This is a genomic window from Serratia sp. 3ACOL1 (assembly GCF_003668775.1).
Classification (GTDB): domain Bacteria; phylum Pseudomonadota; class Gammaproteobacteria; order Enterobacterales; family Enterobacteriaceae; genus Chania; species Chania fonticola.
Window position 1 is genome coordinate 1,434,236 of sequence record NZ_CP033055.1, and the last position, 26,161, is coordinate 1,460,396.

Below are 26,161 nucleotides of genomic sequence, written 5' to 3' on the forward strand. Positions count from 1 at the left end.
CCACCCTAAAAGATAAAAGGATCCAGGGAATTGCAAGGTGTGCCAGAACAGTTTCCGTTTGAGAAAGATCGCGCCCAGTTCCGGCATTTGCCGCAGTTGCCGGGCGTGGAGCTTTATCAGGCCCATATCGATCGCTATGCGTTTGAGCCACACGCCCATGATGCGTTTGGCATCGGCACGGTGGAAACCGGGGCGGAGCGCTTTCGCTACCGTGGGGCACAACATTTAGCCGCTCCGGGTGCCTTGGTGCTGATGAATCCGGACGAGCTGCATACCGGCGAAGCGGAAACGGCAGGCGGTTGGAACTATCGGATGATCTATCTGGAGCCTGCGGCGCTGGAGCGGATTTCCGGTGAGAAGGGATGTTGGTTCAACGACGTGATCCACCATGATGCGGCGGCGGCCAAGCGGCTTTCGCAAACGCTGGCGGCGTTATGGCAAACCCGGGACACGCTGGCGCTCGATAGCTTGCTGCTGTCCGTCGTGGATATTTTCCGCCCTCACGTGCGTATTGCTCAGCCGCAGCAGAATGAAGCCGCTCATCGCATGGCGATAGTGAAGGAGTATCTGCGGGATAACTTTGCCTCCCCAATCACGTTGAGCGATCTGGCGGCGCTGGTCTCGCTCAGCCCGTATCATTTCCAGCGTAAATTCAAAGCGCAATTCCATGTCACCCCACATCAGATGCTGATGGCGATCCGGCTCGAAAAGGCCAAGCAGATGCTCGGGCGGGGAATGCCAGCGGCCCAGGTGGCCGTAGCTGTGGGGTTAAGCGATCAGGCACATCTTACCAAAGCGCTGGTTAATCGTTACGGTGTCACGCCTGCGCGCTACCAAAAGCAGGTGATGTGTTAACTTCCGCCGCAAAAGCGGGCGTAAAACAGCAACCTGGTACAATATTCTGCCCCCATTTCCCTCTATCCTGATGCCACTTGAGAATGGCTGTTGATGATGGAGTCACTATGTTTGTCGGTGTAATGTTTGCCCTGATTGCCGGGTTGATGTGGGGCCTGATCTTTATTGGCCCGGTATTGGTGCCAGATTATCCAGCCGCGTTGCAGTCCACCGGGCGCTATCTGGCTTTTGGGCTTGTCGTGCTGCCGTTGGCCTGGTTGGATCGTCGCCGACTGCGTCAGTTGCTGGCAAAAGATTGGCTAGAGGCGTTAAAACTGACTGCGATCGGCAATCTACTGTATTACCTGTGCCTGGCCAGCGCGATCCAACGTACCGGAGCGCCGGTATCAACCATGATTATCGGCACGTTACCGGTGGTGATATCGGTCGCTGCCAATCTGTTTTATGGCCATCACGACGGCCGTCTCTCATGGCGAAAATTGACTCCGGCCTTACTGGTGATTGCCCTCGGGCTGGTGCTGGTCAACGTTGCGGAACTGCAGGGCAATAGCGAGCCTATTGATGTTTGGCGTTATACCAGCGGCTTGGGATTGGCACTGTTAGCGGTGGCGTGTTGGACCTGGTTCCCTCTGCGTAACGCGCGTTGGTTACGCGATAACCCGGACAAACGGTCCGCGACCTGGGCCACAGCACAGGGGATTGTGACCTTACCTTTGGCGTTGGTGGGCTATTTGCTGGTTTGCGGACAATTGGCGCTGACACAGCCGCAGTTCGCGCTGCCGTTCGGCCCCAGGCCGCAGGTATTTATTCCGTTAATGATCGCCATTGGCGTGCTGTGTTCCTGGCTAGGTACGTTGTGTTGGAATGAGGCGAGCCAGCGTTTACCGACGGTGCTGCTTGGGCCGCTGATCGTGTTTGAGATCCTGGCTGGATTGGCCTATACCTTTATGCTGCGCCATAGCTGGCCACCACTGCTGACGCTATGCGGTATCGCCTGTTTGATGATTGGAGTGATTTACGCCATGCGTATTAAATTGGAACCGATGGTAATGGCGTTGGAAGAGACACGCTAACAAGGCGGGTTAATGGGCGCAGCATGCAGCGCCCCTACGAAGTGAATTGGGGAGTGTCTGCTATCTCAGGTGCAACAATGCAGTTGGGCAAAAAATAGCTCCGAACTTGCAGAGGCCGCACATGTTTGACCGTAGGGGCGCTGCATGCTGCGCCCTTGGCCCAGTGCAAATTCAACTTTGCCATCAATCTGAGGCTACGGGTTTCCCCCGTAGCCGTTATCAATTAACGTTTACTGTGGTGGATAATCTCTTCGGCCACATTGCGTGGAGCCTCTGCGTAGTGGCTGAACTCCATGGTATAGGTGGCACGGCCTTGCGACATGGAGCGCAGGGTGGTGGAATAACCGAACATCTCAGACAGCGGCACCTTGGCATGGATCTCTTTGCCTCCGCCACCGGGGATATCCTCCATCCCTTGCACCATACCGCGCCGTGACGACAGATCGCCCATCACGTTACCCGCGTAATCCTCCGGAGTTTCCACCTCTACCGCCATGATCGGCTCGAGGATCACCGGGCTGGCCAGGCGACAGGCCTCTTTGAACCCAAAGATCGCCGCCATACGGAATGCCTGCTCGGAGGAATCCACATCGTGGTAGGAACCGAAGGTCAGATGCACTTTGACATCGACCATCTGATAACCCGCCAGCACGCCATTATTCAGCGCCTCCAGAATGCCTTTTTTCACCGCGGGAATATATTCACCGGGGATCACGCCGCCTTTGATCTCATCAAAGAACTCAAAGCCTTTACCAGGTTCATTGGGTTCCACCGTCAACACCACGTGGCCATATTGGCCTTTACCGCCGGACTGACGTACAAATTTGCCTTCTACGTCGGTCACTTTCTGGCGGATGGTTTCGCGGTAAGAGACCTGCGGTTTGCCGGTGTTGGTTTCAACGCCAAACTCGCGCCGCATCCGGTCGACTATGATCTCCAGGTGCAATTCACCCATGCCATAGATAATGGTCTGGCCGGAGTCTTCATCGGTGCGTACACGCAGTGAAGGATCTTCCGAAGTCAGGCGTTGCAGCGCAATCCCCATTTTCTCCTGGTCGGCCTTGGTTTTTGGCTCGATGGCCTGTGCGATAACCGGCTCCGGAAACACCATGCGTTCCAACGTGATAATGGCATTGGGATCGCATAGCGTATCGCCGGTGGTCACATCCTTCAGGCCCACGCAGGCGGCAATATCCCCGGCGTGCAACTCATCGACTTCTTTACGGTCGTTGGCGTGCATCTGCACGATACGGCCAATACGCTCTTTTTTGCCTTTTACCGGGTTATAGACACTATCGCCTTTGGCCACGATGCCGGAATAGACGCGCACGAAGGTCAACTGGCCAACGAATGGGTCGGTCATCAGCTTGAATGCCAGCGCCGAGAATTTTTCATTATCATCGGCCTTGCGGGTGATAATGTTATCGCGTTCGTCATGGCCTTCCATCGGCGGTACATCCAGCGGAGAGGGCATAAGTTCGATCACCGCGTCCAGCATGCGCTGGATACCCTTGTTGCGGAATGCCGAACCGCACAGCATTGGCTGGATCTCACCGGCAACGGTGCGGGCGCGTAACCCCTGAACGATCTCCTCATTGGTTAATTCGACCTGATTGAGGTATTTGTCCATCAGCGCTTCGGAGCCTTCCGCCGCAGCTTCAATCATCTTGTCGCGCCACTCTTGGGCATGCTCGAGCATTTCTGCGGGGATCGCCTCGAAGCGGTAGGTCATACCCTGAGTCGCCTCATCCCAGAAGATGGCCTGCATGCGGATCAAATCCACCACGCCAGCAAAATGGTCTTCTGCACCGATGGGGATCACCACCGGCACCGGATTGGCTTTCAGGCGCTCGATCATCATATTGCGCACGCGGAAAAAATCCGCGCCGGTGCGGTCCATTTTGTTGACGAAGGCCAAACGTGGCACTTTGTACTTATTAGCCTGACGCCACACGGTTTCAGATTGCGGTTGCACGCCGCCGACTGAGTCGTACACCATCACGGCACCGTCCAGCACGCGCATCGAACGTTCCACCTCAATGGTGAAATCGACGTGCCCGGGGGTGTCGATGATATTGATCCGGTGCTGAGGATAATTATGCTCCATGCCGTTCCAGAAGCAGGTGGTAGCGGCGGAGGTAATGGTGATCCCACGCTCCTGTTCCTGCGCCATCCAGTCCATGGTAGCGGCGCCGTCGTGGACTTCGCCCAGCTTGTGACTGACCCCGGTGTAAAACAGAATCCGCTCGGTCGTCGTGGTTTTGCCGGCATCAATGTGCGCCGAGATGCCGATATTGCGGTAGCGTTCGATGGGGGTAGTGCGTGCCATAATCAACCTTTCTTAGCCTTGTGGCGTACGGCTTTATCAGTTTACGTAAAATGATATCCCTCAATGGGCTATCAGCTAGGCCGTGATCAACAACGTTCTATGGCCTTAGGGTAATCGTAGTTGATAGTATTAAGTTTATTAACCTATGACTGTGATAGGTCGTTTAAAAATCAAACATTACAGGTCACAAGGTTGTTCTGCGGCTGGCATTTGCTAGGGTGTGAAAGGGGGCAAACTGAACGGTCATACAAGAGATTTCCAGCAGGCCATATAAATAACGCTCAGACTGCCTAAAAAATGATCTGATTTGCTTATTGCTATAAATTTTTCTGTAGAGGAATTGATGTTTATGTGAAGTTGAGCGAGACATCCCACAAACTTCATGGTTAAATTCCGAATTCGCTCAAATAGCACATTATTTTATTGCAGAGCGAATTTTATTTACTCATGGATTAAGAGAGCAACATGAAAAAAACATATTTATCAGTACTTCTGGCTGGCGCAATGGCGTTGTCTTTCGGCGTTCAGGCTGCGGGTGAAAGCACCATTTCTTTAGGTTACGCTCAGAGCCACGTGAAGGTTGATGGCAACAACCTGAATGAGAACCCAAAGGGTTTTAACCTCAAGTATCGCTATGAAATTGATAACAATTTAGGCTTTATCACTTCATTCACCTACACCACACAGTCGTATGATTTCTATTATGGCAGTAACAAAGTGGGCGATGGTGATTTAAAATATTACTCACTGACTGCAGGCCCAGCCTATCGCTTTAATGACTATATCAGCGCCTATGGTTTAATCGGTTTTGGTCACGGCAAGGCGTCATCCAATGTCTCTATGCGGGGTTACTCTGCTAACACAGACGAAAGCAAGACCAGCGTCGCTTACGGTGCTGGCTTACAGTTTAACGTAACCCCTAATATTGCTCTTGATGCTCACTACGAGTATTCAAAGCTGGGTGACTTTAAAGTCGGTACCTGGACCGTTGGTGCTGGCTATCGTTTCTGATAGAGATGTCCTAAAGGGTTTTGAGGGCGCAGTTCTACGCCATTACTGTCGCTAAAAATGGCTTGGCCTTCTCGAAACCTCGGAGCCGCCGCTACTCGCGGCGGTTCCGGTTTTACTCTCCTTCACATGCGCTCTTTTCAATGAATATTTTCTGCCGGTTGGTATACAGATCCTGCCAAACACCTTAATAGCCCTTCCATAATCCGTTGGTAGGCGGTTTAATGTAGCGGCGTTAAAATACCGAGTAACCGTTTGCTGAAAGGACTCGTCATGTCTGCGTTTCGTGTTCTGTTTTTGCTCGCCGTTGCGGTCCAACTGCCGGCCTATGCCAAGCCTTTGGTCAAACCATCCGGCACTGCACCAGGTACCATTCAATGGCAACCCTGCAACAGCACCGCCTTTCAGCACTGGTTCAGCGATGGGCCGCCTCCGGCCGGGTTACAATGTGGCTATGTCGAAGCGCCACTGAGTGGCCAGAATGCAGCACAAACCGTTCGGCTGGCTCTCACGCGGTTACCTGCGGTAGGCCCAAAAAAAGGCAGTGTGGTGATCATCGCGGATGGGCCTGGCTCGCCAGGGATCAATCCAAAAATTGCCGAACAGGGTCCCGCCTGGCGGTTGCAAAAATCTTACGACATCATTGGCTATGATCCGCGTGGTGTGGGGCAATCGACACCCAAGATTTCCTGTCAACTGACAGCCAGTGAGGAAACACCGTCACCCGATGAAAACGATCTTCCCGGTGCAGAGCAGCAGGCACGGGATATGGTGGCGGCCTGCATCAAGCAGACCGGAACCGACGTGGTGCAACATATGGGCACCCACGAAGCCGTTAACGATCTTGATATCCTTCGCCGGGCGTTGGGTGAACCCGCGTTGACCGCCGTGGCGTATTCTTACGGTACCAAGGTCGCGGAGTTGTATGCTGAGCGTTTCCCTAAGAAAATCCGCGCGTTGGTGCTCGATGGCGTAGTGAACCTGAAAGAAGATGATTTTAACCAACGTATCAATCAGGAGCGAGGTTTTCAGCAAAGCTTCCTGCGTTTTGCCGATGATTGCGAGAAAAACGGCTCATGCCCTTTAACCAGCGAACCTAACTGGGCGATCCAGCGGTACCACAGGATGCTGCGTAAATTGCACGATGCTCCTTTCGTTACTCCTTCGGGTTATGAAATCTCTGCCGATGACGTGATCACACTGACGCGTAACCTTTTGCCCTGGCGGGAACGTTGGCCCGAGCTGGCCACGGCCTTGCGTAAAATTGATGAGGGCAAAGCCGATGATGCGGTGACCGATCTTATCGACGAAAGCTACACCCCAGACGCTGATGATGCGCGAATGGTGATCACCTGTGCAGATATGGCGAAGCCTGATGCCGACCAGCAGCTGTTACGCCGGCAGCGCCAACAAATCAATACCGCAGCCTCATTTCCCAATTACTTACCGTTGCATGAGTATCCACTCGAGACCTGTGATTTCTGGCCATACCCTGGTCATGTGGAACCGCATGCTCCAGTGCTTTCTACCGCTCTCCCATCGTTGTTGTTCATTACCCAGCGCTATGACCCGGTTACGCCATATCGTAACGCCCGTGAAATGGCTTCGAGTTTTAAAAGCCCGCTGATTACCCGCGAAGGGGATGGGCATACGCTGGCGTTGACGGGCGTAGACAGCTGTGTGGATGATGCAGTGGTCGATTATCTGTTGAGTCCAAAAAAGCCACGACGGGATAAAAGCTGCCGTTGAGCGGGGGTCTTTGGGTAATGATATGTGCCTTCACCAGGCTGATAGAAAAACTACTCAGTAGCGTTCTAAAACTACGTTCTGGGCGGGGGATACTAGGTTATGTCAGTAGGGGCAGGACTGCGATTTTTACTAAGAGTATTCTGCCCCGTGATGAAGTACAGGATCAAGCGGAATGTCTGGTGGGGATACAGATTTTTCCGTTAATAATGTGCGCATCCTGGCGGATCCACTCATTAACTTTGTAGACACTGGTTCGGTGCAGTTGTGCGAAGGTTTTAATATCTCCGTCATGTTTTCTATATATAAACTCTCTGACGCTGGTCAATGTACAGTTCTCCATGAAGTATGGCTTCCTAGGGAAGGGTATGTGGCTATCCATTATTAGGTTGGTACTGTTATAGGATAGAGCGTAACATAAAGTTTTAAATACAGGAATTAAACTTCGCTGTTATATACAATATTTTATCGATCTGTTTTTTTAATTAGACACCCTTAGGTGATGGATAAATACACACTCAGGGTTAACATAAAAAATAAAATTAAAATTGATTTAAAATCATATGGTTAAGATTATTTTTTTGTAATCAAATACCATGAGCTTAGAGGGTTTTATACTGAAATTGATTAATAATTCATATGGATTTATCGATAAAAAATATTTTCCTCACTTGCTTAATTGCAATAAATAATGCACAACAGCAAAATCAAGAATAATCTTAACATATTGAGGTGAGGTTATTCTTGGATAACAATGAGCTTTCCGAGTTTATTCCTAGTTAAAAGCAGGTGGAGGGGGGGCCTAACGATTTATCTGAGTTCTGCCATCAAGATGCGGTTGATGATCAGCCCGATCGTGATTTGTTAACACTCCATGTGCCCGGACAAAAAGTTAATGGATGGGCGCGACCAGCAGATGACCGAACTCAATTTGGTCATACGCTAGTCGCGCCCATCGTTGGGTTAAATCAACCCAAGTTTGCCATTAATCTCCGCGATCTCGCGCCGCCATTGCTGCTGCAACTGCGGCTTTTGATGCTTGGGTTTACGCGTTATATCCTCCTCAAGCTTGTGCTCCAGAGCAACCAGTGTCGCCAGCAGGTGATCTTCATTGGTTGATATCGCAGGTTCAGCGAGCGGAGCTCGTTCAGGGGATATCACCAGCTCAGAATGACCGCCACCACCCAGGATGGTGTAGACGGGTAAAAGATCGTGCCATTCGGTCAGTTGACGATCGTCTATCAGCCAGTAGCGATTACAGCTTTGCTCCATCAGCGTCCGATCGTGGGTAACCAGCAGCACGGCTCCCGCAAACTGTTGCAATGTTGCGGCCAGCTCTTCTTTACCTTCCATATCCAGATGGTTGGTCGGTTCGTCTAGCAGCAACAGTGAGTAGTTGGCCAGAGTAAGCGCAACAAACAGTAACCGCGAACGTTCGCCGCCACTCAGCGTAGACACTTTTTGTTGATGGCGCAGGTAGGGGAAACCGGCACCGATCAGCGCCATTTTCCGTTGGTCTTCGGTCAGGGGTGCGAAGTGGCTCAGAGCATCGCTTAACGAGTCCTCATCGTAGAGCTGTTGCAGACTTTGGTCGTAATAACCAATACGCACGCGAGGGTGAAAAACAGCCCCTTGGCAGCTTGCTTGCTGGTATTGCTGCCAAAGGAAATGCAGCAATGAAGACTTGCCACAGCCGTTACGGCCTACTAGCGCGATGCGATCGCCACTTTTTACCTGGAGATGATCCAGACTGAACAGCACCGGCGCCGTAGGAGCAGGGCGAATGGCTAATTGCTCCAAAGCCAGCAGTCGATCGGCAGGCAGCGCTTCACCACTGAGCCGGAGCCGCCACTGGTTGCCAGCGCTCAAGGTGGTTTGCTGGTCCTTTAATCGAACCACCTGTTTCTCCATCTGCTTGGCTTTACGCGAGAGGTCTTCGTTGTCATATACGTGACCCCAGACAGCCAGGCGTTTGGCACTTTTCTCTATGCGGTCAATTTCCTTTTGTTCAGCCTGATGGCGGTGCTCATCGGCCAAGTCTTGCTCTTGGAGTGCGATGCGCGCCTGCGAACAGGGTAAACGGAAATACTGCAGCGTTTTATCACGCAGGATCCAGGTACAGTTGGTTACGCTGTCCAGTAACCGGCCGTCGTGGGAAACCAGCACGAAGCTACCGTTCCAGCCATTGAGGAATTGCTCCAGCCACAGCAGCGTCGGCAGATCCAGATGGTTGCTGGGTTCATCCAGCAGCAGCAAGTCAGGTTGGCGGATCAGCGCCCGGGCTAACAACAAGCGGGTATGCTGGCCACCGCTCAGGGTGCCGGCCGTCAGATCCCATGCCGCTCGGTCGAATCCCAGTTCGGCGAGTAACACTTCACCTTGCCAACGTTCAGGCTGGTGTTGGCCATCTGCCAGGCCTGTGAGCACTGCTTCCAACAGGGTACAGTGATACAAGGCTTCGGGCAGGTGTTGTTCCACCCGAGCCATCAGGCATTGGTGTGATGGGGTGACGGTGCCCGTGCTGGCAGGCAGATCGCCGCTGAGAATTTTAAGCAGGGTGCTTTTGCCACAGCCGTTATGGCCAATTAAACCGATGCGGTCGCCCTTTTTCAGGCTAAAGGAAACCTCAGCCAGCAGCGGGCCGAAAGCGGTATCAATACCAACAGATTGTGCAGAAAGTAATGTCGTCATGGTGCTTACTCAAGGTTACAGGCATGCAGATGCCTATCGTCAAAAAACTGCCGACGATAACCCGGTAAGCCGGAGGGAAGAACGTTGATGTGTGTAAACTTCGCTCAAGCTTAGGTTATCGGAGCACGATACCGGTAATGCTTGAGCAGCGACGATCGCCAAGGTGATGTGAAAGTATAAACAATTCACAAGACAGCATTGGGGACCTCCTTTTCATAGTTTTTGGTTGATAGGTGAACGGATTATAAAGGGGATTTGCGGTTTCTGCTACTGGCCTACCTGTTAGTGTGAGACGACTAACAGATCTCCACCGGCTCAGTAGGTAGGGGCGCTGCATGCTGCGCCCGCTTGGTGAAACAATGGGTTATGTTTTGGGCCGATCACTCATCTTCTGCGTAGATTTCTGGGTCCTGAATATGTTCCAGCACGTCCCCAGGCTGGCAATCAAGATAGCGGCAGATAGCATCCAGCGTAGCAAAACGTATCCCTTTCACCTTGCCTTGCTTTAACAGCGAGAGGTTCTGTTCGGTGATGCCGGCGGCGGCGGCCAGGTCTTTGGATTTGACTTTGCGTGTGGCTAACAACACGTCTAGCCGGACGATGATCGACATAATGGGTTAACCTCACACGAACTGTTGATTTTCACAATGCAACTTGCTGGCCTGTTTCAGGATTTGTGCAATGACGGCAATACAGGCCGCGAGAAACAGGGCAACAATATTCCCTGTATCGATACCTAATGTCACCATCCGTTGGCCAACAGGCTCATGCATAGTTATCCAATAGCTGAGAACAGGTTGGCACACTAACTCTAAAATCGTCCAAATGGCGACGTATTGACCCATTTTCCCCAAATGGTGCGCCGCAGTGCCTGAAAAGTAGGCACCTTGAGCATAGGTTTGGAACAACTTGCGTAAATGATACAACCCAAGCGCCAGTGCTAGCAGTGGTACGCTCGATAAGATAATACCACCGGCAATTTGCCACCAGGGGAAGCGGTATAAATCAACACCCAGCGCGCTGATTAAATCGTTTGAGATGGAAACATGAAATCCGTAGCCATCGTTGGCGGCGAGGCTTGGGAATAACCAATAGGAAGCATTAAACAGCAACATGGCGAGTAACAGGCACAATGTGATGGTGGCCATACGTTGGCTGAAGCGGGTAAGGCGTTCTAATGTCATAAAAACCTCAAGTCGTTGAGTGGAAGTCGCAGTGACCTTAATCCTTTTGTTATCGTAAAACAATAAAAAATTATCGAAATTCGATCACATAATGATTTTTATGTTCAGAAAACGACCATGCAGCGGTTTCTTTTTGAGCAGTTAACGGTCATGGAGAGGGCACTGTAGGGGGTTAAATAAGGGCAAGTGAGGCGTTAGCTAAAATTTCTACTAACCTTCTAGGATTAATGCGCTTTTTCACTGAATAGCTTGTTATTATACTCACCGCTTATTGTTGATCAGGCGCAGTGATATTCATCGTTTCGCCTGTTGCGTTTATCGCCAACCCCATGCTGAGCATTCACCGTTATGATCAAGTCATTACAGATTTTCCTGTTCACCTTTTTGTTGTTCGGCTTACCGCTGGCCCCGTTAGCCAATGCAGCGCAGCAGAGTGCTGCTGCGGTTGAACTCAGCCCGCAGGAAATCGCGGCTTCACTGAAAAATTATCAAAAACAGCTGGATACGATTAAACAGCAGGTCTCAAAGGCGAGCTCTGATGGTCAGTTGAACAAGCTGTTTGAAGCCACGCAGGTCTTAGCCACGGACGCAGAAAAGCTGACCACCGATCTGCAACCCATGCAGGTGAAGTTGCAGGCACAGTTAGACGTGCTTGGCCCGCAGCCCGAACCTGGGGTAATGACCGAAACCGCCAGTGTGGTGCAGCAACGCAATACGCTCAATAATGCCAAAAAACAGTTGGACGATGCCTTAAAACGTTCGCAAGCCATCAGAACGGGGGCGCTCGACTTAGGGCAACAAATTACCGATCTGCGCCGCGTGGCCTTCAAATCCCAACTGGCGTTGAATAGCGGCAGTATTCTTAGTTCGCAATTCTGGTTACCAGAATCGTCTTCACAGGTTGAGGATTTAGCTCGTCTTAATGACTTTAAGCAGCAGTTGGAGCAAACCCTGGATGCCAGTTGGCAGGAGGAATGGCGCTACGGGACGATAGCTTTACTGATCCTGGCTGCGGCTTGCTGGTCTCTAGGGCGCTATTTCGTGGAACAGTTTTTTGCCTGGGTCTGTATCCGCTATTTACCCGATGGCCGCTTGCGCCGCAGTTTTATGGCATTAATGACGGTGCTGATCACGCTGTTTGCCACCACACTGGCGCTAAATCTGCTTATTTCTGCGTTTACTCGTGTTCAGCCGCTGACGTCCCAGGTTCAGGATTTCGCCGATGGATTTATGCAGTTGGGGATTTTCTGCGCGCTGATCGCGGGATTAGGCAGGGCGTACCTTTCGCTGAGCCGTCCATCATGGCGTCTGGCGCAGATGGATGATGCCATTGCGAGCGGCATGCGTTTCCTGTCGCCGTTATTGGCCGGATTGGCCATGGCTTTTGGCACCGTGGAACTGGTTAATAACGTGATTGGTGCCAGTCTTGGCAGCACGGTGCTAGGTAATGGCCTGGCTACCGCACTGATGGCATTAATCTTGTTCGCAGTACCGGTTCGGGCACGCCGCATCCGCTTTAAGCTAGAGCAGCAGGGGATGCATCTGGAAAAACGCTCGGTAATTGCCGGGATAATCCATATCGTTATTGTGGTATCGGCAACCGTGATCCTGTTATCACTGTTGATTGGCTATGTGGCTTTCGCTCGCTTCCTGACCTATCAGTTGATTTGGGCCGCTTTGGTACTGATGGCGTTCTATTTCCTGGTGATCTTTGCTACCGATTTCTGTACGGCCATCTTTTCTCCCCAAACTGCCAGCGGGCGGGCGCTGAAAAAATCGCTCCACTTTAAAGATCGCCATCTTGAGCAACTGACCGTCATCTTCACGGCGTTGTCCAAATGTTCTTTGATATTGTTGATGATTGTGGCTCTGATTAATGGCTCCTTTGGCACCACTACGCCCAACTCCTTGCTGCAAAAGATTGTTGCCATCCTGAGCGGCGAAGGCCTGAAGCGGCTGAATATCGTCCCAAGCAACCTGCTCAATGCGGTGGTTTGCCTGGCGATCGGTATCTATGTGCTGCGGGTCACGCAACGTTGGCTAAGCCATGAGCTGCTGCCAAAAACCATCAGTGATATCGGTATCCGCGCCTCGCTGGTGACCTTGTTCAGCAACGTCGGTTATGTGCTGCTGATCCTGATCACGCTGGCGACGTTGGGTATCCAATGGAATAACCTGGCCTGGATCGTGAGTGCGCTATCGGTAGGTATCGGTTTTGGCCTGCAGGAAATCGTGAAAAACTTTATCTCTGGCCTGATCCTGTTAACGGAGCGCCCGGTTAAAGTCGGGGATATGATCGGTATCGGCGGGGTTGAAGGGGATGTACGGCGAATCAATGTACGTGCCACCGAGATCCAACTGAGCGATCGCTCGACCATGATTGTGCCTAACTCTCAGCTAATCTCGCAGAACGTGCGTAACGCCACCATGGGGAATGCCCAAGGGGTAGTCACCGTCGCGCTGACTTTCCCCACCGATATCGACCCAGAGCAGGTACGCAACGTGTTGCTGAGTGCCTACCATGAACACGAATCCATTCTGGAAACGCCTGCCCCATACGTTCGCTTCAGCCAGCTCGGACCAGACGGGATTATCCTCAGCGTGACCGGTTACGTTGCCAGCCCACGTATGGTCGGCGCCACCAAGAGCGATCTGCTGTTCAATATTTTGAAGCTCCTGCGCGCCCATAATGTCAACCTGTCCAGCCCGCAAGAGGTGGTGTTTATGAAACACCGGGAAAAAAGTCTGGTTGATGAAGAAGAACATTCATCTTGATGGGGGAACACGGATGAATAACTCAATGGCCGATAACATCATCGGCATCTATCAACGGCATGCCGGGGCGTTTGAGCAGAAACGGTCAACCACTCTGTTTGAGCAACCCTGGTTGGAGCGGTTCCTGAACCTGTTACCCAACAACGGGCGGATCCTGGATATTGGCTGCGGCAACGGCATGCCGATCGCCGACTATTTTATCCGCCAGGGTTTTCAGGTGACGGGGGTGGACAGTTCGCAGCCGATGATCGACCGTTGCCTCCAACGCTTTCCGGAACAACGCTGGGCTGTGGCCGATATGAGAACCCTGGCGTTAGCAGACAAATTTGATGGGCTAATTGCCTGGGACAGTTTTTTCCATCTGACGCGCGAAGATCAGCGCCAGATGTTTAACATTTTCCGGCGACATGCTCAGAGCAAGGCTGCATTAATGTTTACCAGCGGCACCAGCAATGGCGAAGCTATCGGCACGTTCGAAGGCGAAGCCCTTTATCATTCCAGCCTGGCACCGGAGGAATACCGGCAATTATTGCAAGAGCAGGGGTTCCAGGTGGTCAGTATGGTGGCCGAAGATCCCGACTGTGGTGGGCGAACCGTCTGGCTGGCGCAACTTGGCGAATGATCCCTGCATCACATTCAGCTACAGTCCACTATAAATAGGTCATCGGCCAAGTCATGGTGTTGAAATGATGAAAGTTATGAAAATCGTGAGAACAATAGAAAAATACGTACCACCAACGTTTATCCTGGCGTTGATGGTTGCGCATAATGGGTATTTGGTACTCAGCCCGATCCTGTGGCACGGGTTGCAGCACTCTCATGATTTTGTGGAAAATTTCAGCACCTGGCAACAGGCTCTGGGCTTTCTTGATGCCATGGATATTCCACGCTTTATGATTGGCACCGTGCTGCTCTTTATGGCGGGTATGTTGCTGTTAAGGACGCGTATTGCCTGGTTTTTCTCGTTACTGCTGCTCAGTTGTATCGTCATCGTTGATATCGCTATCTATAAGCAAATCACTGTGTTGGCAGGGTATTCACTGGTCACCCTATTGGGGATGATCATCTACTGGCGCCGTTTCGACCAACGTAAGCTGGCGAGTACCAGTTTTTTTGCCGTCACCAGCATAGCCTCATTGATTGTCTACAGTATGTTAGGAACGCTGTACATTGGCGATCAATTCACCCCCGCGGTGACCGACCTGCCTACGGCGTTTTATTTTGCCGTGGTCTGCATGTCTACGGTCGGCTTTGGCGATATCATTCCGCATACCACTGCTGCGCGGATGTTCACACTCACGGTGATTATCTTTGGCATTACGGTTTTTGCCGCTTCTCTGGCATCGGTTGCTGGCGTGCTAATCAGCCAAAATCTTCAACGTATTATCAAAGGGCGGTTCTCTCACATGGTTCGCAAAAATCATTATATTATTGTTGGTACCTCTTCATTGGCACAAAATGTCTATCAGGGATTGATTGAAAGCGGCGGTAACGTGACCATTGTTTGTGAGCCTGGTAATAAACAACACTATCCTAGTCATGCAGATGTGGTTGAAGGCGATCCTTCTGCCGTTGCGACGCTGGCATTAGCCGGGGCAGAAAAGGCGAAATATATTGTTGCCTTGACCGAAAGCGACGCGGTTAACGCTTTCATCATATTGGCAGCCAAAGAGGTGGGTGGGGCAGACACCAAAACCATCACGTTGGTCAATGAAAGCCAGAATATGAACAAGATCAAACGCGTCAAACCCGATGCCGTACTCTCACTGCAACTGTTGGGTAGTGAATTGCTGGTGCGATCGCTCAATGGTGAGGTGGTTAATCACGATCTCAATATTGATGCGTTTTTCAGCAACGGTGAGGGTGATAATAAGGGCAGGTAACCGGGTTGTTCCCGCACCACCTAAACGGTGCGGGGACGGTTTTTTAGCGATCAAATCCCCATTCAGACCATTTGCTTTTGATTTTCTCCTGCAACGGCAGCGGATAATTGGTGGCAAAGCTCAATACCTGCTCCAACGGCTGGTTAACCTGCTGTTGGATCTGCAGGCAACTGTAGGCCACCAAGCCGCCGCGCCCGCGTAGTTTGGTGGCTACATCCAGGTAAATCTGTAACCCGGTACCGTCGGAGTCATATTGCGGATAGTGAAACACGCCCTGCACCGGATTATTACGTGTCGCTAATGCCCAGGTCACTTTGTTGCTGTCATCAGGGGGAATATCTTCGCCCACGATGATCAGCTTGGCGGTGGTTTTACCGATATGGTTGGTCCAGAACACTTCGGCAATCTTGTCGATAAAGGCTTTGACCGTCATGCCGGTGATTTTATGCCAGTCGTCACGGACCCGGATCACCAGCCAATGGGAAGAGGCCTCCAACGGGCTGAAACAGTCGATGACCGGCAGACCGGACTTTTCAAAATACACTCTGGCGGTGGCAGATAAACAGAAGCAGCCGAGCATCAGCGTAGAGTCGATCGGAACCCCCGGAATGCAGATCGGCAAGATAGCCTCATCACGGAAGGTGACACAGGTAATTTTCGCCAGTGGTTTCAGGCTGGACTGGTTGGAAAGGTAGCCAGGGAACTCGCCAAACGGGCCTTCTGCCACGGATTTATCCGCGCTGACGTAGCCTTCGATGATGATTTCACATTCGGCAGGCACCAGCACATCGCAGGTTTCCGCTTTCACCATCTCGATGCCGTGGCCAAGGAACGCTGAAGCATAGTTGTATTCGTCATGCCAAGCTGGCGGAGCCGCAGAAAGCAGCATGGTGACCGCCGGGGGCACCCCAAGGGCGATCACAAACGGGCAGTCTTTCCCCTGGGCCGTCCACATATTGTAGATCATGCCGTTATGCTGGAAAGGCAGCCACAGGCCGACAATATTGTTCTTCGAATAATGCGGGCCATTACCGTGTGGTACGCCGACCGAACTGGCGTGAGGCGGTTTTGGCGTTGGGTTATTCTGCGGCCGTGAACCGGCGATCATCGCCCGGCTGAATGACCAATTGGTCCAGGCGTCCTTATCTACCGTGTAAGCGTCCTCCGGTACAGGCTCACCTGGCGGGGTACGTACCATGATGGCTCCGGCCGTCTGGAAATAGCGGCCGCCGTCGCCGTCGTGCAGGATAGGAGCCGGGATTTTGGTCATATCCACCTGATCGCCAACCCATTTGTTTTGCTTGCACGGGGCGGTGGCCGGGTCGACCATCACTGGCGGATGCGGCTCCTGACCGATGGCATCCAGAAAGGCATCCTGGATCTCCAGTAACTGAGCATCGTCCGGCAAGCCTAGCATCAGCGCTAGACGCTGCCAGCGTTTGCCTGGTACGCGGCTGACCGTCGGGCCCATTTCTGCCGCCCGGAAACCGGGGGCGCCCTTCACCTTGCTAAACAGCGGCATCGGGCTTTCCGTTTCGCAGGCGTGGCGCAGAATGGCGCCGATCTCCAGATACCAATCCACCTCGTCAGGTATCGCCACCACTTCCCCCTTGCTGGCCAACAGTTCCAGATAGGCGCGGTACGATTTGGGGACTTTCTGCACATCAATTTTCAGTTTACGTCGCTTCATTGATTTTGATCCTGATGTGGGCCACTGAGTTCATCGGCCAGGGCGAAAGACTGGGCTACGCCGGTCAGCGTTGGGTTCCATGAGCCTGGGCGGGGGAACAACATGCTGCCCAGGCCATAAATGTTCGGGTAACGGTGCATCTGACCGTTGAGGGCGGTGACCGAGGTGGCCGGATCGTCGCCCATCCATAAAGTGCCAGCTTCGTGCACCAACCCCTGATTGCGAATATTGTCTGGCGGTGAAGATTCCCAGGTGAAGCTGCCGTCCTGGTTATTGTGCTGGTACTCAAGAGGAGCATCTCCGGCAAGAGCGTACATCACGTCATAGGTGGTTTTATCCATCGCATCCCAGAATTGACGGTCGGTTTCCTTCATCTGGATATACACCTCGGCCTCGCCCTGCGGGTTGGTCGTGACGTAATTCCACGAGTTTGCCGAACGTTCCCCCAGGAACTCTCCCATGGAATGCAGCATGATCACCACGTAGTCAGGGTCCTGATAGGTGGCAACGGCTTCTGGTGAAGAAGCATCTGGCAGAATGCGGTACAGCACGTCGTAGCTTTCTGCGGGTTGCGGGTTATGGACCACGCTGATGTGGGTGTGCATCAGGCGGTTGGTGGTTTTATCGATGCCGGGCAGGTAATAGGCCACGGTTTGCAACTGGTTGGTCAAAGCCGGCAGGCTGTTGGCGGGGATACGGGCGGCCAGCCAGGAGCGGATATGACCGCACAGGTTTTTTCCTACCAGTTTATCGTCAGGGAAAGACTTGGTGAGGATAAATCCGGCTTCCAGCGTGTTGCAGGCCAAAATCACTTTGGCATTGCCGACGCTTAGTGACCCTTCTTTAGTGATGATTTCGGTGACAACGTCACCTTCTGCAATCAGTTGCTCCACTTCGGCATTGACCACTACCTTGAGTGAGGCGTAAGCCTGCACATCATTCACCAGTACCGAAATGGGCGAGAACTTGGCCCAGTCCTCTGGTGCCACTCCCTGGCCAGTTGCCATGGCGGAGTCCAACGCGCTCGGGCTGGGTTGCGGCTTGGCTCCGCTGATATTGGCCAATTGCGAGAACAGGCGTTCACCCATAAAGCGATTCAGTGACTGGTTGCGATTGCCGGGGATGTCCAGGGAGTAGCGCCTCCCCATAAATTCGCCTGTGGGATACCACTGATTATCCAGACGCTCGATCGCCTGCGCTGGCCAGTCCGGCATTTCGCTGCTATCGGGTTGCGGGGTCCAGGCGTTCCAAAACAGCGCGCGGCCACCAACATAAGGGATCTGCGGCATAAAGTTGAGACTGAGTTTCATATCGGCAGAGCCATGGTAGGTCCATGGCCGGATACCCACGCTGGTGTTGAGTTTGATGTAGGCCGGTGGAATGTTCTGGATATGGTCGGGGATCAGGTAATCGCCTTTCTCCAGCACCAGAATGCGGGCCTGGGGATTATGTTGCAGCACCCGGTGGGTAAAGCTGGTGCCATAGGCACCGCCACCAATCACGATATAGTCAAAAGACTGCCCCTTGATCTGGGCAAAGCGGGAAAAATAGATATTGTCGACTTCACTCATAGTTGGCTCCCGGAACGTGGCATGCGAAAAATCATCCCCGCCCCGAACCGGCGGCGGGGCAAACGGCTATGGGTAATAGGCGCGGCTTTGAATGGCCGCCGGGGCTGAGTTGAGGGTTTGTACCGCCACTGGGGCGCAACCTCCGATCAACTGCTCCAGATCTTTACGCATGGGGTGGCTGCTGGTCCCCAGCACCAGTTTTACTGCCTCAGCGTGGCCGCCGTTGAGGAAATAGGTATCCATCGCCTGCAGGATGTTCCAGCGGCAACCGATCAGTTTGCCGTCGTGAACGCCGTATTCGGTAATTGGCGATATGTTGCCCGGGATCGCCTTAATGCCCAAGGTGTTGACGATGCAGGTGAAGATCGCGGTCTTGGCATCCTTTGGATCATCCACCCGGAAGCCCCAGGTTTCCACCCACTCGGGCTGATAGACCGGAGAGTTGGTCCGCACCGGATTTTGTGAGGCCAAATTGACCTTGAAAGTGGTCTGGAATTTAGGCTCGCCAAACAGCTGCTCACCGGCGGCGATGGCGATGGGGGCATCGCAAGGTACCCAGACGCGATGGTTACCGTACAGCTTGGTTTGATCGCCGTCCTGGATAAACTCCTGATAGCCAATAGGGGCCAGTTGGTCTTTACGGTGCTCGGGATAGGCGACAATGTTGAGCTCCAGCTCTTGGGTGATCGCCGCACCGCTGCTGCCCCATTGTTCCGGTGGGGTATTGAGGCCAGAGGCAAACTGCCCGGCATACAACTGGAAGTTAAAGCTCACCATCGCCTTGTCGCCAAACCGCGCTGGGCTAAGCCCGGTTCCCTGCAAGTAAGGTTCCACGCGGCTCAACGGCACCAGATAATACACGCCAACGTTGGTCAATGAGGCGTAGTAGAACGGCATGGTGAACGGCGTCGGGATGCTGGGTAAATCATTTTGCTGATTAGACATGTGCGTGGTTCCTACTGTTGTTGGGATTGAGGTTTGGCCGAGTGTGGGCAAGCCGCCGGTACCGGATAAGGCGCGGCCTTCAGCGCCGAAAGAATGTTCAGTGGGTTGAAGTACTGACGCATCAGGGTGATTTGATGCTGTTCATTGAATTGATAACGGATCGCCCAGTCGTAGCGATAGGGTACGCGGCCGCATTTGGTCGTGCCTTGTTCGCCCCCGTAGGACATTGCCTGATCGCCGCTGAAGAAGGATTTCTCGACGCCCGCGCTGCCAAAATTCACCGTTGCACCAAGCAGCGTCCAAAAACGGGTAAACCCTTCGTGGCCGTAGAACACACCCAGATAGGGGCATTCGCTGGGGCCGGAGATATCCCAGATCACCTCGTCACTCATGCAGGAGAGTGCCAACTGCAAGTTACCGCTGGAATAGGCTTGCTGCAGTTGATCCAGAGTGGCCTCATTGCTGGCACTGGCACTGGCACTGGCATCAGCACTGTCGGTTATGGTTACGGCTGCGGTGGCCGGAGCAGCCATCAACACCTGTTTACCCAGCGGCTGGTGGTTAGCCACGGTGTACTCAAACGTGGGGGCGCAGTGGAATAACTCCTTACCGGGGAACGGGTTGGCGGTTATGGCGCGAAAATCATCCCGCAGCGCGCACATCGCCACCACGGCGGCCATCAACTTGTCTGGGGCACCGGTAAATGCAGTTTGCAGATCGCCGAGTAGCTGACAATAACGCTGGTTAAACCGGGTGATGGCGTCACGAACCTCTCCGGGTGGATAATCGCTGACCTTGGCATTGCTGTCGATCAGCACGCTTTTGTTCCACGGCACCGGGAATGGGTCGCCGGTAGGGCCACTGGCCACGGTATCGCCTTTTTGATACAGCCGTTCATTGTAGATCTGGCTAAAACGGAAATAGTGGGCCAACTCATCTTCATCCACCACCCAGATATCGTTTTCTGTGCCTTCACCCTGATCGGTAATCAGTTTCATGGCGGCTACCGCGGATTTCAGATCGCTTACTTTCAGTACGTTGCCCCCGCCGCCGTAGTAGAAAACATCCGGTGGGATCTGGCGCTGCGGATCGCCGCAGAAAATCGCCCGTTCTCCATGGGTTTCCACCGCTGCCCGCAGCCGCGATTCAACGTAAAGATAAAACTCCCCGATGGTCATATCGCTGGGGACTTCATTGGCGATGGCGCGCGGGCGGACATCTTTCGGATGCTCGATCACCATGCCCTGGAAGATACCGTTTTTGGAGAAGCCGTACAGATTCACTTCAATATCATCAATATCGTAAGGCAGACGTGCGGGATAACGGGGCAGGAAGTCGGGCGAATCGACCGCGGGTGTCCCGCCGATGGCGTTGAGCAGGTTGGCCGTCAGGGTGAAGTGCAGCATTTCCTCCACCACCACCGAACGCAGGGTTTCGATGATGCGCCAGTCAACGTCGTCATCCAGGGTATAGAGCATCGTCAGATAGGGGGGAATGGTGGCATGTTCCAGCTGCATGGCGCTCTGCAGCAGATTGCGCAGTTCGGTCAGATCCTGCGCCAGGCTTTTTTCGTCGGCAAACTGCACATAGCCGAGTTGGGCAAACGAGGTTTCAGCAAGCTGGAAGGTTTTGGCTTTTGCGGTCATGTTCATATCAATGTTTCCGTCCGAGTATATGGTCGGCAGTGGCGAAGGTCAGGGCCGTCATGGTGAGCGTGGGGTTTGAGGTGCCCAGCGTTGGCATGCTGCCGCAGCCAATAACGTAAAGGTTGGGGTGATCCCAGCTTTGCTGGTGCCGGTTGACTACCGAATTCTCTGGCCGCGTTCCCATCCTGTGGGTGCCTGCAATATGGCCAACGCCCGCCCAGATGTAACCGTTACTTTGCCAGGTGAAATAACCGGGGTTGTCTGATCGGTAGTGAGTGAAATCCTTGATGCCCAGTTGGCTAAACAGGCTGCTGGCCACTTCGCGGCCAAACACCATGCCGCCCTGGCTGTAGTCGTCCACGTTGTAGTGGATCACTGGCCGGTAATTGCCGAGCGGATCACGCCAGCGATCGTCGATAGTGACGCGATTGGCGGCATCCGGCAGCTGTTCGGTCATCATGTCCAGGCGGATTTGCCGGGGTAGTACTTGCCCAAGCCGCTGGCGTAACTCCTTGCCATATAATCGCTCGTCATCGATCATATCCAGCGTGCTGTCCACTGGTTCGTTGCGTGGCCAGCTCCAGCCCCAGTTGCCGATCTCCAGCACAAATGCGGCGCGGTCGCGGCGGAATTCGCCACCCCGGTAGTTCACCAGCGTTGACGTCAAACCCGGTCCACGAAATGCACCTATCGCTTCCGGCGCTAATCCCCAAGACAGAATGGCGGGGTGATCCATCAGGTTGCGCCCCAGTTCTCCGCTGGACTGACAGGCCTGTGATGCCTGTAATAACACGGCATTTTCGATAGCATTGGCGGCCAGAATAAACAGCTCGCTGTGTAAGGTGATTGGCTCAAAGTCATGGCTGCTGTCATTCTTCCACACCTTGCAGTCCAACGCGCTGATGTGCCCCGTCTCTGGCGAGATATGCAGACGAGAGGCAACCGCCTGGATCAGCAAATCGGCATCCGTTTCCACCAGGGTTTTTAACGCGTTGTAACGAGCCTGGATCGGGCAGATAGGAATACAGCTGGAGTTGCCCATACAGCGACGACCCACGGCCGGATTACCCACCGCACCACGCGGGGTATAACCTGCATTAGGCACACTGTTTCTGCCTTGCGGGATAGAGCGGATCTGGGCTTTGTCTGCCGTACCGGGTAATTCGGCATCGGCCAATCCGGCGATCATCCAGCGATCCAGATAGCTTTGCGGGATTTTTTGCATCGGGTACTGATAGCCTGGTGCAAAATAGATGCCGTGGTATTGCTGATCCTGTACGTCGGCGGAAACCCCAATTTCCAGTTCAGCGCGTTGATAATAGGGCAGTAACTCTTCATAGCTCAGCGGCCAATCCACGCCACGCCCAAACAGCGTGGCCATGGCAAAATCCTCTGGCAGCATCCGTGGACAGCTGCCGAACCAGTGCAGCGACGTGCCACCCAGCCGGCGGGTATAGTTACTTTCAAAGGGATAGGGGCCCATCTGCACGAAATACCCTTTGTGCAAAGGTTTACCGGCCGTGATGGGTTCAACGTCAGTCACTTCTGGCTGTGGTGCGTTGGGTGAATCGGGATAGGGCGCGTTAGGCGTTTTTGCCACGGCCTGCATAAAGGTTTGTACATGATCCAGGTGCTGGCCAAAGCTGTCGTTGCCCGTCCCGGCTTCGACGATCAGCACCCGGCGGCCAGCGCGGGTCAGCTGCTTGGCCATGATGCAACCGGCAAATCCTGAGCCTACGATCACCGCATCATAGGGTTGGGCGGTGGCTTGCTGCCAATCAATCTGCCGCATGATGCCCCCCGTTCAGATCCTGCAGGATGTTATGCGCAGCCCAACAGGTGAGCGCCGACATGGTTAACGTTGGGTTTGAGGTACCCATGTTGATCATGTTGCCGCAGCCCACCAGATAGAGGTTGGGGTGCTCCCAGGTGCGCTGCTCCTTATTCACCACTGAGCTTTCTGGTGAACCACCCATGCAGTGGGTTCCGGCAAAATGCCCGGCACCGTTAAAGGTGAGGGTTCTGCCGTCTGGGCAGACGAAGGCTCCGGCATCTTCTTTTGAGTAGGACGAGTAGTTTTTGATATCGGCCTGGTCGAAGATTTTCATCGACATATCGTAGGCGCTGGCGAAACCGGCTCGGGTATAGGGCGATAAATCGTAGTGAATGACCGGGCGGTAGTTACCCATTATGTCTAGATAATTCGGATCGATGGTGACGCGGTTATCGTACTCCGGCAGCTGTTCCACCAGGATGCCAAAGCGGAATTGACGTGAAACCTGGTCTTTGAGCCTTTCACGTAACTCTTTACCGTGCAGTTGCTCGTCGTCTACCAGAGTGATCACATCTTTCGACGGCGCCTGAGCTGGCCACAGCCAACCGTCGTTGCCCATTTCGAACCGATACGGTGCGTGGTGTTTACGGAAGCTGCCACCGCGCAGATCCTCGATGCCCGAGGTCGCTAATGGGCCACGTAGCGGCCACAATGGCGTTTTGTTGGTAAGCCCCCATGTCAGCAACTCCGGGTGATCCATCAAATGGCGGCCAACCAGATCGTTGCCTTTACAGGCACCGGAGGCCAGTAATAGCACCGCGTTGGCGACAGCGTGGGCGGCGAGCACATAGCGTTTGCCCCGCACCGTATGCAGGCTGTAGGAATTATCTCCCGGATAGCGATAGTGTTTTAACTGAACGCCGTTGATCGCCTTACTATGTGGGTCGATATCCAATTGGAATGCCACGCTCTGCAACACGATATCGAGCTTTTCGTGGTTGGCGGTGTTCAGCGTTTTCAGTGCATTATATTTGGCCTGAATAGGGCAGATAGGCACGCAACTGGAGTTACCCATGCAGCGGAGGCCCACTTTGTCGTTACCCACGGCACCTTTTGGGGTATAGCCCCGGCCCTGATCGTAAGCACTATTGGGAACGCTATTGCGTGAGGCGGGCGTTCCGCGCACTTTCAGGGTGTAAGATTTGCCGTCATCTTCCACCTGCATGCCATCAATGCGGCTGGCCAGCTGTTTGTCACTCCAACTTGCAGGCAGCCCGTGCATGGGGTAGACATAACCCGGTGGGAAGGTGACACCAAGATAGGATTGTTCTTCCACATTGGCGGAAACCCCGAGCTCCAACTCTGCCTTGCGGTACCACGGTTCCAGTTCCTGATAATCGATTGGCCAATCAATGCCCACGCCATACAACGACTTCAGGCGAAAATCCTCTGGTAGCATGCGCAGCGAGGTTCCGAGCCAGTGCAGGGTGGTACCCCCCAGATAGCGGGTGTAGGTCGAACTGAATGGCAGCGGCCCTCGCTGGACAAAGTAACCTTGGTCGTTCGGTGTTTTGGTAACATCGGTTTCCAGCGGCTCGCGGGCATTGGGATTATCAGGGTAGGGAGCATTGGGGATTTTGATGGTGGCGGTATAAAAGGTGTTGAGGTAATCCAGATAGCCTTGGTAATCCGTCCCCACGCCGGTACCGGCCTCGACAATCAGGCAGCGTTTTCCCGCTTGCGTCAGGGTTTTGGCAACGATGGCGCCGGAGATCCCACCCCCTACGATCACCACGTCGTACTCGGTTGTCTCTGCTTGTTCAGGAGTGATGATATTCATAGTTTCACCACCGTAGAGGAGGTTACCGGTGGTTCAGACCAGGCACCAAAGCCTTGTTGTTTGGCACCCTGTGGATGGGCATGGATCGCATCCCACACCAAGCCCTGTTGATAGCTGTTAGCACTGGGGATCTGGGTATCATTCGGGTTGTCTGGCGAATACCACTGGCCCAGGTACCACAGTTTGATAATGCTGCTCACCAACGTTGACAACTTTTCAGAACCCAGCAGTTGAGTTTCTACAAAGGACGAGTGCTGTGCAGCATCTGCCGGAAGTTCGCCGTAGGTCGCCAACAATGTGGCAAAACCTTCTGCCGCGTGCGTTTGTACCCAGTCATAATAAAAGGCTGCTTGGCCAGTACCGAGTAACTCAAAACGGTCAAAACCGGTTAATAAACGGGAAAGATCGATAAATTGCTGTAGTGCCGCATCGGATGCTAGTTGTTCATCGCTCATAAGGTGCTGCCTGTATAGGTTTTTATTATGGTGGCGTTATTATTGCCACCGGGAAAAATCAATAAAACAGGTTGCATTAGTCGTTTTATTTATTGCTATGGATTAATAGGGCGTATTAATCCCTGAGCCTCCAGTAACGTGGATGTTCATGATTTCTTGTTCTTTAGGCGCACTAAAAAGTACGCTATTGTAAAAACAATAACGGTAATTTAACTCATGTTAACCTTTTGAATTTTAAAGAATAGCGTGTACCACACGCAAGCAAGGCCACCGCTGGTGGCGAACAGTTACGTGAGATTCACAATGTTTACTTCCCGGGCTAATTATATTAGCGGTGAATTGCTATGCTAAATAAAATGAAATACACATAGCGTGCCAGCATTGCGCAGGCGCGTGGTATCTCATTAAAATAAAAGCTCGTTTAGAATGTTACGGGTTAAAGTACGTGGTTAAGTTTTTTTATTTCACTTAATCCACCACATTCTTCGGAGTGTAATAAATATGGTATGAGAGACCATATTCCGCAAGCTTAAGCATTAATAAAGTATTTAATGATATATAATTCCCCTGAGGGAAAGATGTTTTGCTGTAAAAAAACGCACAACAGCATAAAATGCCAATTATTAACATTTAGCTCCTATAGATAGAAAGATAATTCTTTACGTGCTTACTATAACGCCGCGCTCTAAGGAGGCA

At 53.0% G+C, this 26,161-nt stretch carries 18 protein-coding genes; 7 read left to right on the top strand and 11 right to left on the bottom strand.

Translation table 11 applies throughout. From position 1 onward, the window contains the following. Positions 1 to 30: 30 nt before the first annotated feature. The gene (locus D9980_RS06700) at positions 31 to 855 is read left to right on the top strand and encodes an AraC family transcriptional regulator (RefSeq protein WP_121606793.1); all 825 of its coding nucleotides are present in this window, start codon (positions 31 to 33) and stop codon (positions 853 to 855) included. A gap of 107 nt (positions 856 to 962) precedes the next feature. Next, positions 963 to 1,928 carry a DMT family transporter gene (locus D9980_RS06705; protein WP_121606794.1) on the top strand — a complete coding sequence of 322 codons (966 nt, stop codon included), beginning with the start codon at positions 963 to 965 and terminating at the stop codon, positions 1,926 to 1,928. Positions 1,929 to 2,151: 223 nt separating this feature from the next. Here D9980_RS06705 and fusA read toward each other — a convergent pair whose 3' ends face one another. Then, a complete protein-coding gene (gene fusA / locus D9980_RS06710) occupies positions 2,152 to 4,257 on the bottom strand; it encodes an elongation factor G (RefSeq protein ID WP_121606795.1) in 2,106 nt (701 codons plus the stop codon). Positions 4,258 to 4,722: 465 nt separating this feature from the next. On the opposite strand from fusA, the gene D9980_RS06715 reads away from it, so the two are divergent. Further along, positions 4,723 to 5,268, top strand: coding sequence for an Ail/Lom family outer membrane beta-barrel protein (locus D9980_RS06715; RefSeq protein WP_121606796.1), 546 nt, complete (start codon positions 4,723 to 4,725; stop codon positions 5,266 to 5,268). A gap of 270 nt (positions 5,269 to 5,538) precedes the next feature. Next, a complete protein-coding gene (locus D9980_RS06720) occupies positions 5,539 to 7,014 on the top strand; it encodes an alpha/beta hydrolase (protein WP_121606797.1) in 1,476 nt (491 codons plus the stop codon). A 960-nt stretch (positions 7,015 to 7,974) separates the two neighbouring features. Here D9980_RS06720 and D9980_RS06730 read toward each other — a convergent pair. The 3 genes from D9980_RS06730 to D9980_RS06740 form a co-directional block, all read right to left on the bottom strand. Then, the gene (locus tag D9980_RS06730; protein WP_121606799.1) at positions 7,975 to 9,702 is read right to left on the bottom strand and encodes an ABC-F family ATP-binding cassette domain-containing protein; all 1,728 of its coding nucleotides are present in this window, start codon (positions 9,700 to 9,702) and stop codon (positions 7,975 to 7,977) included. 380 nt (positions 9,703 to 10,082) lie between these two features. Beyond that, a complete protein-coding gene (locus D9980_RS06735) occupies positions 10,083 to 10,313 on the bottom strand; it encodes a helix-turn-helix transcriptional regulator (protein ID WP_021804454.1) in 231 nt (76 codons plus the stop codon). A 12-nt stretch (positions 10,314 to 10,325) separates the two neighbouring features. After that, a complete protein-coding gene (locus D9980_RS06740) occupies positions 10,326 to 10,886 on the bottom strand; it encodes a DUF2975 domain-containing protein (protein WP_121606800.1) in 561 nt (186 codons plus the stop codon). A gap of 348 nt (positions 10,887 to 11,234) precedes the next feature. Here D9980_RS06740 and D9980_RS06745 point away from each other — a divergent pair, with 348 nt between their 5' ends. The 3 genes from D9980_RS06745 (at position 11,235) to kch (ending at position 15,544) form a co-directional block, all read left to right on the top strand. After that, entirely contained in the window at positions 11,235 to 13,661 is a 2,427-nt protein-coding gene (locus D9980_RS06745; RefSeq protein ID WP_121606801.1) for a DUF3772 domain-containing protein, read from the top strand. A 13-nt stretch (positions 13,662 to 13,674) separates the two neighbouring features. Then, positions 13,675 to 14,283 (top strand): class I SAM-dependent methyltransferase, encoded by a 609-nt coding sequence (locus D9980_RS06750; protein WP_121606802.1) that lies wholly within the window; start codon positions 13,675 to 13,677, stop codon positions 14,281 to 14,283. A gap of 76 nt (positions 14,284 to 14,359) precedes the next feature. Then, complete coding sequence (gene kch / locus D9980_RS06755) at positions 14,360 to 15,544, top strand: voltage-gated potassium channel protein (RefSeq protein ID WP_121608969.1); 1,185 nt, start codon at positions 14,360 to 14,362, stop codon at positions 15,542 to 15,544. A 43-nt stretch (positions 15,545 to 15,587) separates the two neighbouring features. Here kch and D9980_RS06760 read toward each other — a convergent pair whose 3' ends face one another. From D9980_RS06760 to D9980_RS06790, 7 genes are all read right to left on the bottom strand, one after another. Further along, a complete protein-coding gene (locus D9980_RS06760; RefSeq protein WP_121606803.1) occupies positions 15,588 to 17,234 on the bottom strand; it encodes a UbiD family decarboxylase in 1,647 nt (548 codons plus the stop codon). Then, complete coding sequence (locus D9980_RS06765) at positions 17,231 to 18,805, bottom strand: GMC oxidoreductase (RefSeq protein WP_121606804.1); 1,575 nt, start codon at positions 18,803 to 18,805, stop codon at positions 17,231 to 17,233. The genes D9980_RS06760 and D9980_RS06765 overlap by 4 nt, the downstream gene beginning before the upstream one ends. Positions 18,806 to 18,871: 66 nt before the next feature. Continuing rightward, positions 18,872 to 19,750 (bottom strand): hypothetical protein, encoded by an 879-nt coding sequence (locus D9980_RS06770; RefSeq protein WP_121606805.1) that lies wholly within the window; start codon positions 19,748 to 19,750, stop codon positions 18,872 to 18,874. Positions 19,751 to 19,761: 11 nt separating this feature from the next. Then, positions 19,762 to 21,402 carry a ferritin-like protein gene (locus tag D9980_RS06775; protein ID WP_121606806.1) on the bottom strand — a complete coding sequence of 547 codons (1,641 nt, stop codon included), beginning with the start codon at positions 21,400 to 21,402 and terminating at the stop codon, positions 19,762 to 19,764. 1 nt (position 21,403) lies between these two features. Further along, complete coding sequence (locus D9980_RS06780; protein ID WP_121606807.1) at positions 21,404 to 23,188, bottom strand: GMC family oxidoreductase; 1,785 nt, start codon at positions 23,186 to 23,188, stop codon at positions 21,404 to 21,406. Continuing rightward, positions 23,175 to 25,010 carry a GMC family oxidoreductase gene (locus tag D9980_RS06785; RefSeq protein ID WP_121606808.1) on the bottom strand — a complete coding sequence of 612 codons (1,836 nt, stop codon included), beginning with the start codon at positions 25,008 to 25,010 and terminating at the stop codon, positions 23,175 to 23,177. Before D9980_RS06785 ends, D9980_RS06780 begins: the two co-directional genes overlap by 14 nt. Next, positions 25,007 to 25,465: a hypothetical protein gene (locus tag D9980_RS06790; protein ID WP_121606809.1), complete on the bottom strand. Its 459-nt coding sequence runs from the start codon at positions 25,463 to 25,465 to the stop codon at positions 25,007 to 25,009. Before D9980_RS06790 ends, D9980_RS06785 begins: the two co-directional genes overlap by 4 nt. Positions 25,466 to 26,161: the final 696 nt, after the last annotated feature.

Coding starts and splice junctions, on each gene's coding strand:
- D9980_RS06715 (WP_121606796.1), top strand. CDS start 4,723: ATGAAAAAAACATATTTATCAGTACTTCTGGCTGGCGCAATGGCGTTG.
- D9980_RS06760 (WP_121606803.1), bottom strand. CDS start 17,234: ATGAAGCGACGTAAACTGAAAATTGATGTGCAGAAAGTCCCCAAATCG.
- D9980_RS06735 (WP_021804454.1), bottom strand. CDS start 10,313: ATGTCGATCATCGTCCGGCTAGACGTGTTGTTAGCCACACGCAAAGTC.
- D9980_RS06730 (WP_121606799.1), bottom strand. CDS start 9,702: ATGACGACATTACTTTCTGCACAATCTGTTGGTATTGATACCGCTTTC.
- D9980_RS06720 (WP_121606797.1), top strand. CDS start 5,539: ATGTCTGCGTTTCGTGTTCTGTTTTTGCTCGCCGTTGCGGTCCAACTG.
- fusA (WP_121606795.1), bottom strand. CDS start 4,257: ATGGCACGCACTACCCCCATCGAACGCTACCGCAATATCGGCATCTCG.
- D9980_RS06785 (WP_121606808.1), bottom strand. CDS start 25,010: ATGAATATCATCACTCCTGAACAAGCAGAGACAACCGAGTACGACGTG.
- kch (WP_121608969.1), top strand. CDS start 14,360: ATGAAAATCGTGAGAACAATAGAAAAATACGTACCACCAACGTTTATC.
- D9980_RS06770 (WP_121606805.1), bottom strand. CDS start 19,750: ATGTCTAATCAGCAAAATGATTTACCCAGCATCCCGACGCCGTTCACC.
- D9980_RS06775 (WP_121606806.1), bottom strand. CDS start 21,402: ATGAACATGACCGCAAAAGCCAAAACCTTCCAGCTTGCTGAAACCTCG.
- D9980_RS06790 (WP_121606809.1), bottom strand. CDS start 25,465: ATGAGCGATGAACAACTAGCATCCGATGCGGCACTACAGCAATTTATC.
- D9980_RS06740 (WP_121606800.1), bottom strand. CDS start 10,886: ATGACATTAGAACGCCTTACCCGCTTCAGCCAACGTATGGCCACCATC.
- D9980_RS06780 (WP_121606807.1), bottom strand. CDS start 23,188: ATGCGGCAGATTGATTGGCAGCAAGCCACCGCCCAACCCTATGATGCG.
- D9980_RS06745 (WP_121606801.1), top strand. CDS start 11,235: ATGATCAAGTCATTACAGATTTTCCTGTTCACCTTTTTGTTGTTCGGC.
- D9980_RS06750 (WP_121606802.1), top strand. CDS start 13,675: ATGAATAACTCAATGGCCGATAACATCATCGGCATCTATCAACGGCAT.
- D9980_RS06705 (WP_121606794.1), top strand. CDS start 963: ATGTTTGTCGGTGTAATGTTTGCCCTGATTGCCGGGTTGATGTGGGGC.
- D9980_RS06765 (WP_121606804.1), bottom strand. CDS start 18,805: ATGAGTGAAGTCGACAATATCTATTTTTCCCGCTTTGCCCAGATCAAG.